Origin of the sequence: Halomonas sp. 3A7M (genome assembly GCF_014897875.1) — a bacterium.
Lineage (GTDB): Bacteria > Pseudomonadota > Gammaproteobacteria > Pseudomonadales > Halomonadaceae > Vreelandella.
Window position 1 is genome coordinate 59,716 of sequence record NZ_JABUZD010000171.1, and the last position, 15,732, is coordinate 75,447.

Annotated in this window: 10 protein-coding genes and 1 pseudogene; 2 read left to right on the top strand and 9 right to left on the bottom strand. The window is 56.7% G+C overall.

The annotated features are described in order from the left end of the window. Nucleotides 1-2: 2 nt before the first annotated feature. Together INT19_RS17855 and fdhA are read right to left on the bottom strand one after the other, a co-directional pair. Nucleotides 3-1,721 carry an NADH-ubiquinone oxidoreductase-F iron-sulfur binding region domain-containing protein gene (locus tag INT19_RS17855; protein ID WP_193061722.1) on the bottom strand — a complete coding sequence of 573 codons (1,719 nt, stop codon included), beginning with the start codon at nt 1,719-1,721 and terminating at the stop codon, nt 3-5. Between the two features lie 165 nt (nt 1,722-1,886). Continuing rightward, nucleotides 1,887-3,080 carry a formaldehyde dehydrogenase, glutathione-independent gene (gene fdhA / locus INT19_RS17860; RefSeq protein WP_009724036.1) on the bottom strand — a complete coding sequence of 398 codons (1,194 nt, stop codon included), beginning with the start codon at nt 3,078-3,080 and terminating at the stop codon, nt 1,887-1,889. Between the two features lie 244 nt (nt 3,081-3,324). On the opposite strand from fdhA, the pseudogene INT19_RS17865 reads away from it, so the two are divergent. Next, a pseudogene (locus INT19_RS17865) lies at nt 3,325-4,906 on the top strand (BCCT family transporter). Between the two features lie 67 nt (nt 4,907-4,973). Continuing rightward, the gene (locus INT19_RS17870; RefSeq protein WP_089039336.1) at nt 4,974-5,861 is read left to right on the top strand and encodes a DMT family transporter; all 888 of its coding nucleotides are present in this window, start codon (nt 4,974-4,976) and stop codon (nt 5,859-5,861) included. A gap of 157 nt (nt 5,862-6,018) precedes the next feature. Here INT19_RS17870 and etfB read toward each other — a convergent pair whose 3' ends face one another. The 7 genes from etfB to gbdR form a co-directional block, all read right to left on the bottom strand. Further along, nucleotides 6,019-6,861 (bottom strand): electron transfer flavoprotein subunit beta, encoded by an 843-nt coding sequence (etfB, locus tag INT19_RS17875; RefSeq protein WP_193061723.1) that lies wholly within the window; start codon nt 6,859-6,861, stop codon nt 6,019-6,021. Next, a complete protein-coding gene (gene etfA / locus INT19_RS17880) occupies nt 6,851-8,134 on the bottom strand; it encodes an electron transfer flavoprotein subunit alpha (RefSeq protein WP_193061724.1) in 1,284 nt (427 codons plus the stop codon). The genes etfB and etfA overlap by 11 nt, the downstream gene beginning before the upstream one ends. Beyond that, nucleotides 8,131-10,134, bottom strand: a complete 2,004-nt coding sequence (locus INT19_RS17885) for a (Fe-S)-binding protein (protein WP_193061725.1) — start codon at nt 10,132-10,134, stop codon at nt 8,131-8,133. The genes etfA and INT19_RS17885 overlap by 4 nt, the downstream gene beginning before the upstream one ends. Nucleotides 10,135-10,334: 200 nt before the next feature. Then, nucleotides 10,335-12,407: a dimethylglycine demethylation protein DgcA gene (gene dgcA, locus INT19_RS17890; RefSeq protein ID WP_089039340.1), complete on the bottom strand. Its 2,073-nt coding sequence runs from the start codon at nt 12,405-12,407 to the stop codon at nt 10,335-10,337. A gap of 24 nt (nt 12,408-12,431) precedes the next feature. Next, nucleotides 12,432-12,977 carry a DUF5943 domain-containing protein gene (locus tag INT19_RS17895; protein WP_193061726.1) on the bottom strand — a complete coding sequence of 182 codons (546 nt, stop codon included), beginning with the start codon at nt 12,975-12,977 and terminating at the stop codon, nt 12,432-12,434. An 81-nt stretch (nt 12,978-13,058) separates the two neighbouring features. Then, entirely contained in the window at nt 13,059-14,036 is a 978-nt protein-coding gene (locus INT19_RS17900; RefSeq protein ID WP_089039341.1) for a dipeptidase, read from the bottom strand. 226 nt (nt 14,037-14,262) lie between these two features. Further along, nucleotides 14,263-15,408: a choline metabolism transcriptional regulator GbdR gene (gene gbdR / locus INT19_RS17905; RefSeq protein ID WP_193061727.1), complete on the bottom strand. Its 1,146-nt coding sequence runs from the start codon at nt 15,406-15,408 to the stop codon at nt 14,263-14,265. Nucleotides 15,409-15,732: the final 324 nt, after the last annotated feature.

The following is a 15,732-nucleotide window of genomic DNA, read 5'->3' on the forward strand; positions in this document are numbered from 1 at the left end:
CCTTATCCCTTGACGATAACGTTCTGGGCAGCCAGTTCACTGCGAAAATCCTTGAGCAAGCCCAATACTGGGTTAGGTGCCGCCTGTCCCAGCCCGCAAATAGAGGCATCTATCATCACTTGGGAAAGCTGCGTCATAAGCCCAGCATCCCATTCATTACGCTCAAGCAGGGTGAGCATTTTTTCGGTTCCCACCCGACACGGCGTGCATTGGCCACAGGACTCATCGGCAAAGAAAGCTAGTAGGTTGGTAGCAACCCCGCGCAGATTGTCCTGATCAGAAAGCACGATCACCGCAGCGGAACCGATAAAACAGCCGTGCTCCTGGAGAGTGTCAAAGTCGAGAGGAATATTGGCTTTAGTGGCGGGCAGAATGCCGCCAGAGGCGCCACCAGGCAGATAAGCCGCCAAGCGGTGACCTTCCGCCATGCCGCCACAATACTCGTCAATTAACTCGCTTAGCGTGATGCCAGCAGGCGCCAGATAAACGCCAGGCTGCTTAACGCGCCCCGAAACCGAGAAACTGCGCAGCCCCACGCGGCCATGGCGGCCCTGACTGGAGAAAGACTCAGCGCCGCGCTGCCAGATCATCGGAATCCAGTAGACGGTCTCGACGTTATTGACCAGCGTTGGGCGGTCAAAGAGTCCTTTCTGAGCCACAAACGGAGGACGATGGCGGGGCTTGCCCGGCTTGCCTTCCAGGGACTCAATCATCGCCGACTCTTCGCCGCAGATGTAAGCACCCGCTCCGCGGCGCAGCACGATATATCCCGGCGCCACTAGGCCAGCGCCTTCAAGCTCGCCAATTGCCTCGCGCAGCACGACATGTAACGCTGGATACTCATCGCGTAGGTAGATATACAGCGCCTCGGCGTCTACCGCCCAAGCACTGACCAAGGCACCTTCAAGAAACTGGTGCGGCGAACGCTCCAGATAATAACGGTCCTTAAAGGTACCGGGTTCGCCCTCGTCGGCATTGATGGCACAGTAGCGGGGACCAGCCTCCTGACGCACAAAGTGCCATTTCTTAAAAGTAGGAAAACCCGCGCCCCCTAAACCGCGAAGGTTGGCCTGCTGCACCGCTTCCATCAGTGCTTCGACCGTTACTTCCCCGTTGCGGCAGGCCTGGAGCAATGCAAAACCACCCTCGCCGCGATAGCTATCAAGTCGTTGCCAATCGATAGGTGCAGGGTGAGTGTCGTCGCCATCGATAGCTGCCTGAACTTGAGCCGCATCGGCTCGACCCAAGTGGTGATGGCCGACCTCCACGACGGGCGCTGTGTCGCAGCGCCCCATGCATGGCGCGCGCAACACCCGCACTTGCTCGATATCGACGTTTGCTTCCAACTGCGCTTTAAGCGCCTCAGCGCCAGCTAACTGGCAAGCCAGAGAGTCACAAACGCGGATGGTCAACGCCGGGGGCACTTCCTGGTCTTCATGGATGACATCGAAGTGAGCATAAAAGGTTGCTGTCTCATAGATCGCTGCCATAGGCAGGTTCATATAAGTTGCCAGGGCACGCAGGTCTGCCAACAACAAATGCCCTCGGGCATCCTGAAGAGCATGCAGATGCTCGATCAATAAATCGCGGCGGCGCAATGCGGCATCGTTGCGTTCATCGCCCAGCAGTTCACGCAATCCCTCAAGACGAATGGGATCGAGTTCACGGCCGCGGGGCTTGCCGCGAAAGCGGCGCTTGGGGGTCACGGTCTGGACGGTCATGGGTCACTCATTATTATTTTGATCGGCGTGATGCCGAATGAACGAAGACGGCACCCCGCGGGGTGCCGTCTAGGGTCTTACTATCAATCTTGAACTATCTATACCGAACTATCTACCTCGAACTATCTATCTCGTCTCCTCTACGGACGGGCAATTACTTCCGGCTTATGCAGGCACGCTGCCGTGGGGATCGATGACAAATTTCTTGGCGGCTCCGCCATCGAAGTCGGCATATCCTTGGGGCGCCTGATCCAGAGTGATCATCTGTACATTTACCGCATCGGCGATCTTAACTTTACCGAATAGAATAGCCTGCATCAGCGGGCGGTGGTACTTCATTACCGGGCACTGTCCGGTATGAAAACTGTGGGATTTGGCCCAGCCGAGGCCAAAGCGCATGCTCAAAGCACCCTGCTTAGCGGCATCATCAGCGGCACCTGGGTCTTCGGTCACATACAGGCCAGGAATACCGATTTGGCCGCCCGCGCGAGTTAGCGACATCGCCGAGTTCAGCACGGTCGCAGGTGCTTCTTTACCATGGTTGCAGCCGCAGGCGTGGGCCTCGAAACCAACACAATCGACAAAGGCATCGACTTCACGCTCGCCGAGAATCACCTCAATCTTGTCGGCCATGTCGCCGTCCTGGGTCAGGTCAATGGTCTCGCAGCCAAAGCTTCGCGCTTGAGCTAAACGGTCTTCGACCATATCGCCGACAATCACACAAGCCGCGCCAAGCAACTGCGCAGAAACTGCCGCCGCCAGACCCACAGGGCCAGCACCGGCAATGTAAACAGTGCTACCGGGGCCGACACCAGCAGTAACGCAACCGTGGAAGCCGGTGGGGAAGATATCGGACAGCAGGGTTAAATCTTTGATTTTCTCCATCGCTTGATCGGTGTCCGGGAACTTCAGCAGATTAAAGTCCGCGTAGGGAACCATGACATATTCGGTCTGGCCACCCACCCAGCCACCCATATCGACATAGCCGTAAGCAGCCCCTGGACGAGAGGGGTTCACATTTAGACAGATGCCGGTACGGCCTTCTTTACAGTTACGGCAGCGACCGCAGGCAATATTAAACGGCACCGAGACGAGATCGCCGGGCTGGATAAACTCGACGTCGCGACCACACTCGACCACCAAACCAGTGATTTCGTGACCCAGCACCAAGCCGGATGGCGCAGTGGTGCGGCCGCGCACCATATGCTGGTCGCTGCCACAGATATTGGTGGTGACGACTTTAAGAATGACGCCGTGCTCACACTTTCGATTACCGATGGCGAGCTCAGGATAGGCAATAGATTCGACGGCGACTTCACCCGGCCCTTTATAGACCACTCCGCGGTTGGCTGCATTCATGGCTAGCTCCTGTTGTTTATTGTTGTGCGCTTGATGGTGGATTGCGCTTTCCCACCCTATCCCCTCCGTGCCTAAGGACTTACCCCACAAAGGCACTCACATATCTATTCAAGACATCCTAGCCAAGACGAATAGCTAGAGGTCGCTTTCACGACACTCTTACCCTGAAACAGGCCCAACAATCCGTTGTGTCGGCGATGCGGGCGCATAGCCGATATCTAACAATAGCCACCAAGGACATCTAATGAAGAACAATGACGATCCTGTCCTGTCGCCCGGACAGGACAATACTCAGATAATGGGGTTAGATTTTCATAACCCCGTATTCCCACTCTCTGCTCTCGCCATTCTGCTATTCATTCTTTACGCACTGGTTTACCCGGATGCCGCTAACACGCACCTAGGGCTTGCCAAGAACTGGTCAATTGAACACTTTGACTGGCTGTTTATGATTGCAGGCAATACCTTTGTGGTGTTCTGCCTCGTACTGATCTGCTTGCCCCTCGGGCGAATTCGTTTGGGCGGCAGCGATGCCAAGCCGGAGTACTCGCGCACGTCCTGGTTCGCCATGCTTTTTGCGGCGGGTATGGGTATCGGCCTAATGTTCTGGAGCGTTGCTGAGCCAGTGGCCTATTACACCGACTGGTACGGTACGCCCCTCAACGCCCCCGCAGGCACGCCGGAAGGCGCTAGTGCTGCCATGGGCGCGACCATGTTTCATTGGGGGCTGCACCCGTGGGCAATCTACGCAGTTGTCGCACTCTCGCTGGCGTTCTTTGCCTATAATAAGGGCTTGCCACTCACGCTTCGCTCCGCCTTTTATCCACTTCTAGGTGAGCATACCCGCGGCTGGGCAGGTCATATCATCGATATTCTTGCCGTACTCGCCACCATTTTCGGCCTCGCCACCTCGCTTGGCTTTGGCGCTACCCAAGCGGCAGGTGGGCTCGCCTATCTGTTCGGCATCCCCAACACTATTGGCACTCAGCTGGCGATCATCCTAGTGGTCACGGTGATTGCACTATTCTCGGTATGGCGGGGTATCGACGGTGGCGTAAAGCTATTCTCAAACATTAATATGATCATCGCGGCGATACTGCTGCTATTCGTTGTGATAGCAGGCCCGACCCTGATGATATTGACAGGGATTGGCACCACAACGCTAGACTATGTAAGCCACCTTTTGCCGCTGTCGAACTGGATCGGACGCGAGGACGACACCTGGTACCACGGCTGGACCATCTTTTACTGGGCGTGGTGGATCTCCTGGTCTCCGTTTGTCGGCATGTTTATCGCTCGCGTCTCGCGTGGACGTACCGTTCGGGAGTTTCTAATTGCCGTACTGCTGGTACCAACGCTAGTCACGCTGGTTTGGATGAGCGCCTTCGGCGGTACAGCTCTTTTTCAGGCGACTAACGGCATTAGGCGAACTGGCCAACGGCATTGGTGATGTCTCACTCGCCATGTTCCATATGCTGGAACAGTTGCCTCTCACCAGCATAACGTCAACACTAGCCATTATCCTGGTGCTGGTTTTCTTCATCACTTCATCAGACTCCGGCTCGTTGGTAATCGATAACATCACCGCCGGTGGCAAAACCGATGCACCTAAGGGCCAGCGTGTTTTCTGGGCCGCACTTGAAGGCGTCATTGCTGGAGTGCTGCTGTATGGCGGCGGTAGCACCGCGCTCAGTGCGCTTCAGGCAGGCGCGGTAGCCACGGGGCTGCCCTTCACACTGGTACTATTAATGATGTGCGTCAGCCTTTACATAGGCCTTAATAAGGAGTGGCAACAACTTAACGCAATACCCAAAACCGCCAAGTAATCTCCCCCGCAACCGCCCGCCCAACCAGCGGGCGGTTGCTCTCTTTTACCGACCAGGAACCAAGACAATGCAGTCAAATTCTTACCAGCGCGGTCTGGCCATGGTGATACTGGGCGTGGTGTTCCTCAGTTTCGACGGTCTGCTGATCCGCCTAGCTAACACCGATGGCTGGACCATCGTATTCTGGCGCGGTTTCTTGATGTTCTGCGTGCTGGGAGTCCTGTGCTGTGTGGGTAATCGATTAGGGGCACTGAGAAGCCATCCGTTTTCGTCACTCGCCTCAGCGCTGCTGCTGGGTCTAATGTCGAGCCTCTTCGTCCTCGCAGTAATGAACGCCAATGTGGCCAACGTGGTAGTAATACTGAGCACAGCGCCACTGTTTGCCGCACTGTTTTCACGGGTTTTCCTACATGAAAAGGTGCCGCTAAGAACCTTGGTAGCCATTGCCGTCTGCATGCTGGGTATGGGTTTGGTGTTCTTGGGCGAAGGCGCCATGGGAATGCTGGCGGGTAACCTGTATGCCTTAACGGCTGCGGCGGCCATCGGCGGTAACCTGACCTTGCTACGCCGCTATCCCGCCATTGACCCCATGACGGTGATTGCTGGTGGCGGACTGCTCTCAGCAGCAATTGCTCTGCCCATGGCCTCGCCGCTGGCGCTTGATGCCGAGCGTTATGGCGTGCTGGCACTGATGGGGCTAGTGCAGATGCCTCTGGCCACGGTGCTGATCAATAGCGCCACCCGTTACCTGCCGTCTACCGAGGTGGCACTGTTTTACCTGGTGGAAACCGCATTGGGCACACTATGGGTGTGGTGGCTATTAGGCGAGACGCCAACGGCATCAACACTATTGGGCGGGGTCATCGTCATCACGGTGCTAGTACTACACGCCTGGATGGGGTTACATCTAGAAAGACAGCGCCTGCGGCTTTACCCTGGCTTTGCTGGCAAATAGGTCATAACAACATAGAAGAAGATAACGACAGAGAACGTAAAGACTTAAAACGTAAAGGCTTCGAAAATAAAGACTCAGAGATTAAATAATAGATAACAAGAAGCCCGCCAATAAAGGGCGGGCTTTAAGAGTGCTAACATGCCGTGATCAAAAGACTTCAGCGCAGCACGTCCTCTTCCTTGAGCAACTTGTAGATCGCCTCGGCGCCCTGCTCAGGGGTAACGTCGGTAAGCACTTGCCCGCCCTTGCCCTCGGCTTTGGAAGCCGCCGCCTTGAAGCGGTCTCTTGCAGAGGCGGCTTTGATGATTTTCAGACGCTTAGGCCGTTTACGTGCGGGGCTCAAGTGCCACTGGGCCAACTCACTGTCGGCTTCAGAGGTAGTGGGCGCCACCGAGAGGGTGGCTCGACGAGCCGGGCCGAAGGCGCTCTGACGCGCCGCCGGCGCTGCTTCATCCACGCTGATGATGGCGGGCAAGCGCACCTTGAGACGGCGACGCTGTCCCCGCGGCAGCGCCTGAAGCAGCGTTACCACACCATTTTCCACTGTCTCTATGGACGCCAAGCTATTCACTAACGGCCAACCGAGATGCTCCGCCAACGCATAGGGCAAAAGCCCAGAACCTTCTCCGCGCTCGGCCCGGGTACCGGTGATCACTAGCTGAGGTGAGGTAGCGGCTAAATGTTCCACCAGCGGCAGAATAGCATCGCTGCCTTCAGGCTGCTCCAGCAAAGTCATGGACTCAAGCCCCATACCAACGCCTGTGGCCATACCTAAGTAACTGCGCAGAGCTGCCTCGCTGTCGACATCCTGAGAACCAGCGTGCAGTACGTCAATCCGACTACCCGGCAGTTCTGCTTCCATGGCTAGGGCAAGCTCCAGACCCCGTGCATCCTGCTCGGCGCGCCTCGCACGACCGGTTGTGGGGTGACGGCCTATGGAGACCAGCACCGCTACGTCGATACCCGTTTTTTGTTGTTTTTGCTGTTGTTCAGGCCGCATCGCGCTGCCCTCCTCGCTGCTGTTCCACCATCGCCACTAACGCAGCAAGAATTTGCGTGCTGTCGCCTATCACCGCCAGGTCTGCGCGTTTGATCATGTCGCACCCCGGATCGAGATTGATGGCCACCACCTTGTCGCAGCGTTGAATGCCCTGTAGGTGCTGGATAGCGCCTGAAATACCCACCGCCATATAGACGCGGGCGGTTACCCAGGTTCCGGTTGCACCTACCTGCCGATCACGAGCCATAAAGCCGTCATCCACCGCGACACGCGAGGCCCCTTCGGTAGCACCGAGCACTTTCGCAGCATGGTGGAAGGCGTCCCACTGTTTAACACCATTGCCAGCAGAGAGGATGAACTCAGCCTCGGCCAGCGCCACACCAGCGGGATCCACTGCCACCTGCCCCAGGTCTTCAATGCGCGATAGAGTGGTGGGAATAGGCGCCGCCAAGGTCTGGCGCTCAGCCGCATGCCGCGTCTCATCCACCGGCTCAGCGCACTCGGCCAGTGCCAGGGCAACCCGCGGCAGAGGGCGCTGGATATCCAGGCTTCCAGCGGCGCCACGGGCAGTGCAGCGCCAACCCAAGGAGGCCTCATTATCAACTTCCACCTGCCACACCCCCGTGGCAGCGCGTTCACCCAGGCGTAAGGCAAGCCGCCGCCCCAGATCAGCTCCGCCTAGGGGGGAGTCCGGCAACAGCCAGAAACGCGGCGTCATCTCCCGTTCGACGGCACTTAACACCGCCAGCCGTGCCTCGGGAGCAAACCCTGCGTAAAGTTCATCATCAAGATGCACGACGCGATCGATCCCGGCTTCACCAAGCGCTTCTTCCTTATGCTCGCCGAATAAGACCGCCACCACAGCGCCAGGCTGTTCGGCATCGGCATCCGCCACGCGTCTGGCTAATCCCAACAGATCCTTATCATGGCTTGAAAGGCGGCCACCGGTCAGGTCGGGTACTACTGCTACCAGAAAGGCGGGCTGATCAATGATCACCCTGCGGCGGCTATCACGGGCCGCCGTAGTGGTCGCGGCGGCCTGTCCACCTTGCTGGAGGCCGCTACGATCAATCCGTTTGACGCCATTGGGGCCGATAAAACCGATGGCGCGAGGATTCTTACGCACCACGCCGTTGGGACCCAGCCACTCACTGGCTGCTCCGCCGCCTTCCCTGTTTACGCCAAGGGCGGCGAGCACACTGGTGTGGTCTGGATGAAGACGGTTCCGGGCGATCCACTCGCGACGCGGATCGCGGCGAATAATCTCACTCATAAGGTCACCTCTTCAGCAGTCGTCACTGCAGTGGTTCGGCGGGATACCCCAGACACATCGTCAGCAGGGCGCTCTACCAGGGCATCAGCTACCAGTTCGGCGATATCGCGCACTTCAGCGCTGGCATCCACCACACCTTCCAGCATGGCAGTGCACTGTGGACAGCCCACCGCCACTAGCTCGGCGCCGCTCTCTTTAACGTCATTCATGCGCATGTCGGGAATTCGGCGCTCACCAGGAATATCCGTGATTGGCGCCCCACCGCCGCCGCCACAGCAGCGCGAACGGAACCCAGAGCGCTCCATCTCGGCCACCTGGATGCCCAGCGCTTTAAGCACTCGCCGCGGGGCTTCGTATTCACCGTTATAGCGTCCCAAGTAACATGGGTCGTGATAAGTAACGCTGCCACCTTTCCAGGGAGCAAAGGTCAGCCGTCCGGCGTCATACAATTCAGCAATAAAGGTACTGTGGTGGCGCACCTCGTAGTTGGCACCACCCAACTCGCCATACTCATTGCCCAGCACATGAAAACTATGCGGATCACAGGTGACAATCTGCTGGAAGCGATACTTGGCCAGGGTGGCAATATTGCGCTTAGCCAGGGACTGGAACGTCGCTTCATCGCCCAATCGTCTTGCCACATCACCACTGTCGCGCTCTTCAGCACCTAACACGGCGAAGTCTACTTCGGCAGCACGCAGTACTTTAACCAGGGCACGTAGGGTTCGCTGGTTACGCATATCAAAGGCGCCATCCCCCAACCACAACAGCACATCAACCTGCTTTAGGTCAGCCATTAGCGGTAGGTTAAGATCCGCCGCCCAGTTGAGCCGTGAGCCTGGGTCGAAACCGCCGGGATTGTCGGTAGCAATCAGGTTGTCGAGCACCTCAGCACCTTTATTGGGTGTCTTACCCCGCTCCAAGGTCAGGTGGCGGCGCATATCGACAATCGCATCCACGTGCTCAATCATCATTGGGCACTCCTCGACACAGGCACGGCAGGTCGTGCACGACCAGAGAGTCTCGGCGTCAACCAACGCCTTTCCCTCTTTCATAACAACAGGCGCCACGATAGGCGCATGGGGAGCGCCTTGGTGCTCTCCCACTGGCTTACCAGGATAAGGAGAACCGGCATAGCCAGCATCGCTACCACCGGCAAAACCCACCACCATGTCTTGAATCAGCTTTTTGGGATTGAGCGGTTGGCCAGCAGCAAACGCAGGGCACACCGCCTCGCAGCGGCCGCACTGCACGCAGGCATCGAAGCCCAGCAGTTGATTCCAGGTAAAGTCAGCAGGCTTTTCCACGCCCAGAGGCGCTGTCTCATCTTCCAGGTTCAGTGCTTTGAGCCCCGTTGACCGGCCACCACCAAAGCGCTCAGCACGACGGTGAAAGGCGAGATGTAAGGCGCCAGCGAAGGCGTGCTTCATTGGGCCGCCCCAGGTCATGCCAAAGAACATTTCGCCCAGACCCCAAACCACAACGCCCGCCAACGCCAGCGCCAGAAGCCAGCTACCGCTGCCTTCTACTAACCCTTCAGGCAACAAACCTACTGTGGGCAGTGTGATCAGGAAAACGCCTATCGAAAACGCCATCAGGCTCTTTGGCAGCCGCATCCAGGGGCCTTTGGAGAGCCGTGCAGGAGGGTTAAGCCGCCGACGCGCTACGAAGAGGCTACCGACGAACATGGAGGTGCTAGCCAGTAACAGCAACCCGCCTAGCAATGGGTTAGCGATACCCAGACCATGCACCAGGATCATCAGCACGGCGGCAGCCACGAAGCCTCCGGCGGTGGCTACGTGGGTATTGGAGATCATTTTGTCGCGCCCCACGACATGGTGCAGATCCACCAAATAGCGGCGCGGCAGGGCCATCAACCCCTGGAGTAGGTTCACCCGCGAGGGGCGCCCCTGACGCCAAAGGCGTATACGGCGTACAGCGCCGATTACTGCCAGGGCCAGAGCAGTAAAAATCAGTATCGGCAAGAGCGTTTCGAGCATGGTACTCACCTCATCTTTCGCGGCGGGGCTGCTCCGGCGGCAGACCTCTGCGAGGGCGCTGTAAACCCATCCCTGGGCGCTACATTTGCCATCTGACCGCCATGGATGGCGGAAATGCCGTAAACGTATGGAACTGTTTTACGGCCATGGCAAATGACCCTCGCTACGGTCTACCACCGGCGCCCCGGCTCTCGCTCAGGTCAAAAGTCCTTGCAGATTCGCAGGGCGTCGTAGATGGCCGCATGGGTATTACGCGGTGCCGTGCAGTCGCCCAGGCGGAAGAGTAAAAAGCCGTCCCCTTCTTCACTTAGGCTAGGCTGAGGCTGGATGGCATAGAGCGCCTCCAGATCCACCTGCCCTTTGTTGCGAGACTGCTCTTTGAGGGCGTAATAAAGCGCCTCGTCAGGACGCACGCCGTTTTCGACGACCACCTGATCAACCACTCGCTCTTCCAAGGCACCGGTATACTCATTTTCGAGCACAGCCACTAGGCCGTCGCCCTCGCGGTAGACCTTATGCAGCATCAAGTCAGAGGACATGATCACTTCTTTCTCGTACAGGCTGCGGTAGTAGGTGGGGAAGGTAGTACCGCCCACCGCCGCGCCGGGCTTGATATCGTCGGTGACGATCTCGACCTTGGCGCCCTTATCAGCTAGAAAATCTGCCGCTGAGACGCCGGAGAATTCGCAGATGGCGTCATAAATCAGCACGTTTTTGCCGGGTGCCACCTTGCCTGAGAGAATATCCCAGGTGCTGACCACCAGGCTCTCCTCAGCATTCTCCGAATAGCCCCACTCGGGGTGCTGGCTAAGGAAGGGTTGGCCACCGGTGGCGAGCACCACGATATCGGGGCGTAGATCAAGCAAGGTTGCCTCATCGGCACGAGCCCCTAATCGCAGGTCGACTTTCAGGCGTGCCAATTCCAGCTGGTACCAACGAGTGATACCGGCGATTTGGTCGCGCTGCGGAGCCTGAGCAGCGATAGTGATCTGCCCACCCAGGGCATCAGCCGCCTCAAACAGGGTGACATCATGACCGCGCTCAGCAGCAACGCGAGCTGCCTCCATACCGCCGGGGCCACCGCCAACCACCACAACTTTGCGCTTAACGCCCTCGGTCTTTTCAATGATATGCGGCAGGCCCATGTATTCCCGCGAGGTGGCAGCGTTTTGAATACACAGTACATCCAGGCCCTGGTATTGGCGGTCGATGCAGTAGTTAGCCCCCACGCACTGTTTAATCTGATCTATCTGCCCCATCTTGATCTTGGCAATCAGGTGAGGGTCAGCAATATGCGCCCGGGTCATGCCCACCAGATCCACGTAGCCCCCTTCGAGAATACGCTGGGCCTGATTGGGATCTTTAATATTCTGGGCGTGGATCACCGGCACATTCACCACTTCCTTGATCCCCGCCGCCAGATGTAGAAAAGGCTCCGGTGGATAAGACATATTGGGGATAACGTTGGCGAGCGTGTTGTGAGTGTCGCAGCCAGAGCCGATGACGCCGAAAAAGTCGACCATTTTAGTGGCATCGTAATAAGCGGCGATCTGCTTCATGTCTTCATGTGAGAGGCCATCCGGGTGGAATTCGTCACCACAAATGCGCATACCCACCACGAAGTCATCGCCCACTTCGGCGCGCACCGCTTTGAGTACTTCCATGCCGAAGCGCATGCGATTTTCGAAACTACCGCCCCACTGGTCCTCGCGCTTGTTGACCCGCGGGCTCCAGAACTGGTCGATCAGGTGCTGGTGAACGGCAGACAGCTCGACGCCGTCGAGGCCGCCTTCCTTGGCCCGGCGCGCGGCCTGGGCGAAGTCACCGATGATGCGCCAGATCTCCTCCTCCTCGATGGTCTTGCAGGTAGAGCGGTGCACCGGCTCGCGGATACCAGAGGGGGATACCAGAGTCGACCAATCGAAGCCGTCCCAGCGTGAGCGACGTCCCATATGGGTAATCTGGATCATGATCTTGCCGCCATGCTTGTGCACGGCGTCCGCCAGATTCTGAAAGTGTGGAATGATGCGATCGGTAGAAAGGTTCACCGAACTCCACCAACCCTGGGGGCTATCAATGGACACCACTGATGAGCCACCGCAGATACACAGGCCACAGCCACCCTTGGATTTTTCTTCGTAATACCTGACGTAGCGCTCAGTCGTCATACCACCGTCAGTGGCATGCACCTCGGCATGGGCGGTACTGACCACACGGTTGCGGATGGTCAGCTTGCCGATCTCGATTGGCTCAAAGATTGCGTCAAATGCCATGGTTATCTCTCCTCGTACCCAGGGTTAGTGGGCAGCATCGGGCAGCGGTTTGACAGCGAAGACGCCGACATCACAGCCGGGTTCGGCAGCGCTCTGAGTCTGCTCAGCAACGGTGCGCAGCGTACTACCCCGTGCAGCGAGAATTTGATTCATGGCCCCAGCAAACCAGCCAGTGAACATGTACTCGACCTTGCGCCCAACCTTACCCAGTTGGTAAACGAAGGCGCTATGTTCTAGCCGCACCTGAGCCGTGCCAGCGTCAAGATCAATCTGTTCGGTGATGAAGTGGCCCCAGCCACGCTGAGAGAGACGCAGCATGTAGTGCTCAAAAACGGCTTCACCTTCGAGGCCATGGCACTCAGCTTCTTTCTCACACCAGTGCCAGGCGCTCTTATAGCCAGCGTGATAGAGGATTTCAGCGTACTTTTCAGCACCTAGCGCCTCTTCGACGGCCACATGGTTGTTGATAAAAAAGTGCCGTGGTACATAGAGCATCGGCAGCGCATCAGTCGTCCAGACGCCGGTTTCACTATCGACTTCGATAGGCAGTGCGGGGGCCAGTTTGGTCACGGGTATCATCCTCTACATCATTATTCTTGGCTAAGGAGCAGGCTTATCCCATCGCTCCTATCAATCTTATGGAGCAAGCGTTTAGGCGCCCCAGACATCCTTGAGGACGCGCACCCAGTTCTCACCCATGACCTTCCTTACCTGAGTTTCACTAAAGCCGCGCTTAAGGAGCGCCTCGGTGAGATTGGGGAACTCTCCGATGGTGCGAATGCCTTTGGGATTAATGATCTTGCCAAAGTCTGTCAAACGACGGGCGTAGCCCTTGTCGTGAGTCAGCCACTCGAAGAACTCTTGACCGTGCCCTTGGGTGAAATCAGTGCCAATGCCGATAGCATCTTCACCAACGATATTCATGACGTACTCGATCGCTTCGCAGTAGTCTTCGATGGTGGAGTCGATGCCCTTTTTGAGAAAAGGCGCGAACATGGTGACACCGACGAAACCGCCATGGTCAGCAATGAACTTAAGCTCTTGATCGGATTTGTTGCGCGGGTGCTCTTTGAGACCGGAGGGCAGGCAGTGGGAATAACAGACCGGCTTTTTGGATTCGAGAATCACCTCTTCAGAGGTCTTGGCACCGACATGAGAGAGATCGCACATAATGCCAACACGGTTCATCTCAGCGACAATCTCACGGCCAAAGCCAGACAGTCCGCCGTCACGCTCGTAGCAGCCGGTTCCCACTAGATTCTGGGTGTTGTAGCACATCTGCACGATGCCTACGCCCAGCTGCTTGAAGATCTCTACGTAGCCGATTTGATCCTCAAACGCATGCGCATTCTGGAAACCAAAGATGATCCCTGTCTTGCCCTCTTCTTTCGCACGCGTGATATCAGCGGTGGTGCGTACCGGGCGTACCAGGTCGCTACACTCGGCCATCAGTTGGTTCGACTTGACGATATTATCGACCGTGGCCTGAAACCCTTCCCACACCGAAACAGTGCAGTTAGCAGCTGTCAAACCACCCCGACGCATGTCCTCAAGCAGCTCACGATTCCATTTGGCGATAATCAAGCCATCGATGACGATAGCGTCATCGTGCAGTTCTGAGGGTGTCATAGCTAAGCTCCAACATTGATTTATGTAGCGAGCATAGCGCTGACGTTGGGTTGGGCTGCTCTTGGAAACGACGACGGAAATTCCAAAAACGTCATTGTGTCGTGAACACGACAGCTACTTGGGATCTTTTGATAGTTGCAGCAGCGTGGCATCGATATAAAAAAACGTGCTACCCGACGCTGGGTAGCACGCTCTCATCATTGGCTGCGTAGGAAAGTAGGAGATATCATTTCAACAGCGTCACGCTGGCAAAGGTAGGCTCTCCCTGAGCGCACGCCAGCGCCTGCTGAGCGCTTGAGAAAGGTTCATTGGTATTGGGTTCGCCCCCCCACCGTTTGATCAGTGGTGGCGACTTGGCGTGATTATTGCCTTGCCGATCGTGCACCCCGAGGCGCTCATTTCTTGGCGGTACGCCAAAGTATTCACGGTAACACTTAGAAAAATGGGGCGTAGAAACGAAGCCACAAACGGAAGCAATCTCGATGATCGATAAAGGCGTTTGCTTAAGCAGCTGTCTAGCGCGCACTAAGCGCAGCTTGAGATAATAACGCGATGGCGAGCAGAGCAGATAGCGTTGGAACAGACGCTCTAACTGACGACGCGAAACATTAACATAACGAGCGAGCTCATCGAGTTCGATCGGTTCCTCAAGGTTGGATTCCATCAATGCGACAATTTCCAACAGTTTAGGCTGGGTAGTACCGAGTACGTGTTTAAGAGGAACGCGCTGCTGATCCTGCTCATTACGCACACGCTCATAGATAAACATCTCGGAGATACCTGCCGACAGCTCGCGTCCATGATCATGAGCAATCAGGTTCAGCATCATATCGAGCGGTGCTGTGCCGCCAGACGCCGTGAATCGATCCCGGTCAATCGAAAACAGAAAGGTCGTCAGGATGACGTTCGGGAAAGCTTCCTGCATGGAGGCCAGGCACTCCCAATGGATGCTGGTCTCATAGTGGTCAAGCAGCCCTGCCTGACCCAGCGCCCAGCTTCCCGTACATACCGAGCCTAAACGTCTTAGTTGACGCGACTGCGACTGAAGCCAACGCACATGCTCACGAGTAACACTATGCTGAGGCCCCACTCCTCCGCACACAACGACCCACTCTAGCGACAAGGGGGTGTGCATAGAGGCGTCAGGCGTTACCTGCAACCCATCACTGGCACGTACCGGCAAGCCATCTTGGGTCAGGGTATACCAGCGGTATAGTTCACGGCCGGCCAATTGATTGGCCATCCGCAAAGGATCAATGGCTGAAGCCAGGGAAATTAGCGTGAAATTATCTAACAGGAGAAAACCAAGGGTTTGCGGCTCGCCCGCACGATGGAAATTTGCTGTCAGGTCTTTTGCTTTGTCTGATGTCATCGATTTACCCTCCGTCACCTTTAGATCATCAGTTTTTCTTTTTATTAGTATAGGTGGCGCTGGCGCTTCTTAGTTTCCCATTACTGCAGTGAACACTCACTCGTGCCGGGGTGGCATTACTCTTAAGTCGCATTTTGGCACGAATACGCCGAATAGCGACAAAACCATCTTGCAAACTAAGCGACACGTCGCAAACGAAACAGTCGAGGTCGTTATCGACACGCCTGACAAGTGACCCAGATTTCGATTCATGAGGAGCACTTTTTGTGATGGGTACTTTATTTACCACTGTTTCCTTGAATCCTTACCCGGTTGCCTGCATAT

Coding starts and splice junctions, on each gene's coding strand:
- INT19_RS17855 (WP_193061722.1), bottom strand. CDS start 1,721: ATGACCGTCCAGACCGTGACCCCCAAGCGCCGCTTTCGCGGCAAGCCC.
- fdhA (WP_009724036.1), bottom strand. CDS start 3,080: ATGAATGCAGCCAACCGCGGAGTGGTCTATAAAGGGCCGGGTGAAGTC.
- INT19_RS17870 (WP_089039336.1), top strand. CDS start 4,974: ATGCAGTCAAATTCTTACCAGCGCGGTCTGGCCATGGTGATACTGGGC.
- etfB (WP_193061723.1), bottom strand. CDS start 6,861: ATGCGGCCTGAACAACAGCAAAAACAACAAAAAACGGGTATCGACGTA.
- etfA (WP_193061724.1), bottom strand. CDS start 8,134: ATGAGTGAGATTATTCGCCGCGATCCGCGTCGCGAGTGGATCGCCCGG.
- INT19_RS17885 (WP_193061725.1), bottom strand. CDS start 10,134: ATGCTCGAAACGCTCTTGCCGATACTGATTTTTACTGCTCTGGCCCTG.
- dgcA (WP_089039340.1), bottom strand. CDS start 12,407: ATGGCATTTGACGCAATCTTTGAGCCAATCGAGATCGGCAAGCTGACC.
- INT19_RS17900 (WP_089039341.1), bottom strand. CDS start 14,036: ATGACACCCTCAGAACTGCACGATGACGCTATCGTCATCGATGGCTTG.
- gbdR (WP_193061727.1), bottom strand. CDS start 15,408: ATGACATCAGACAAAGCAAAAGACCTGACAGCAAATTTCCATCGTGCG.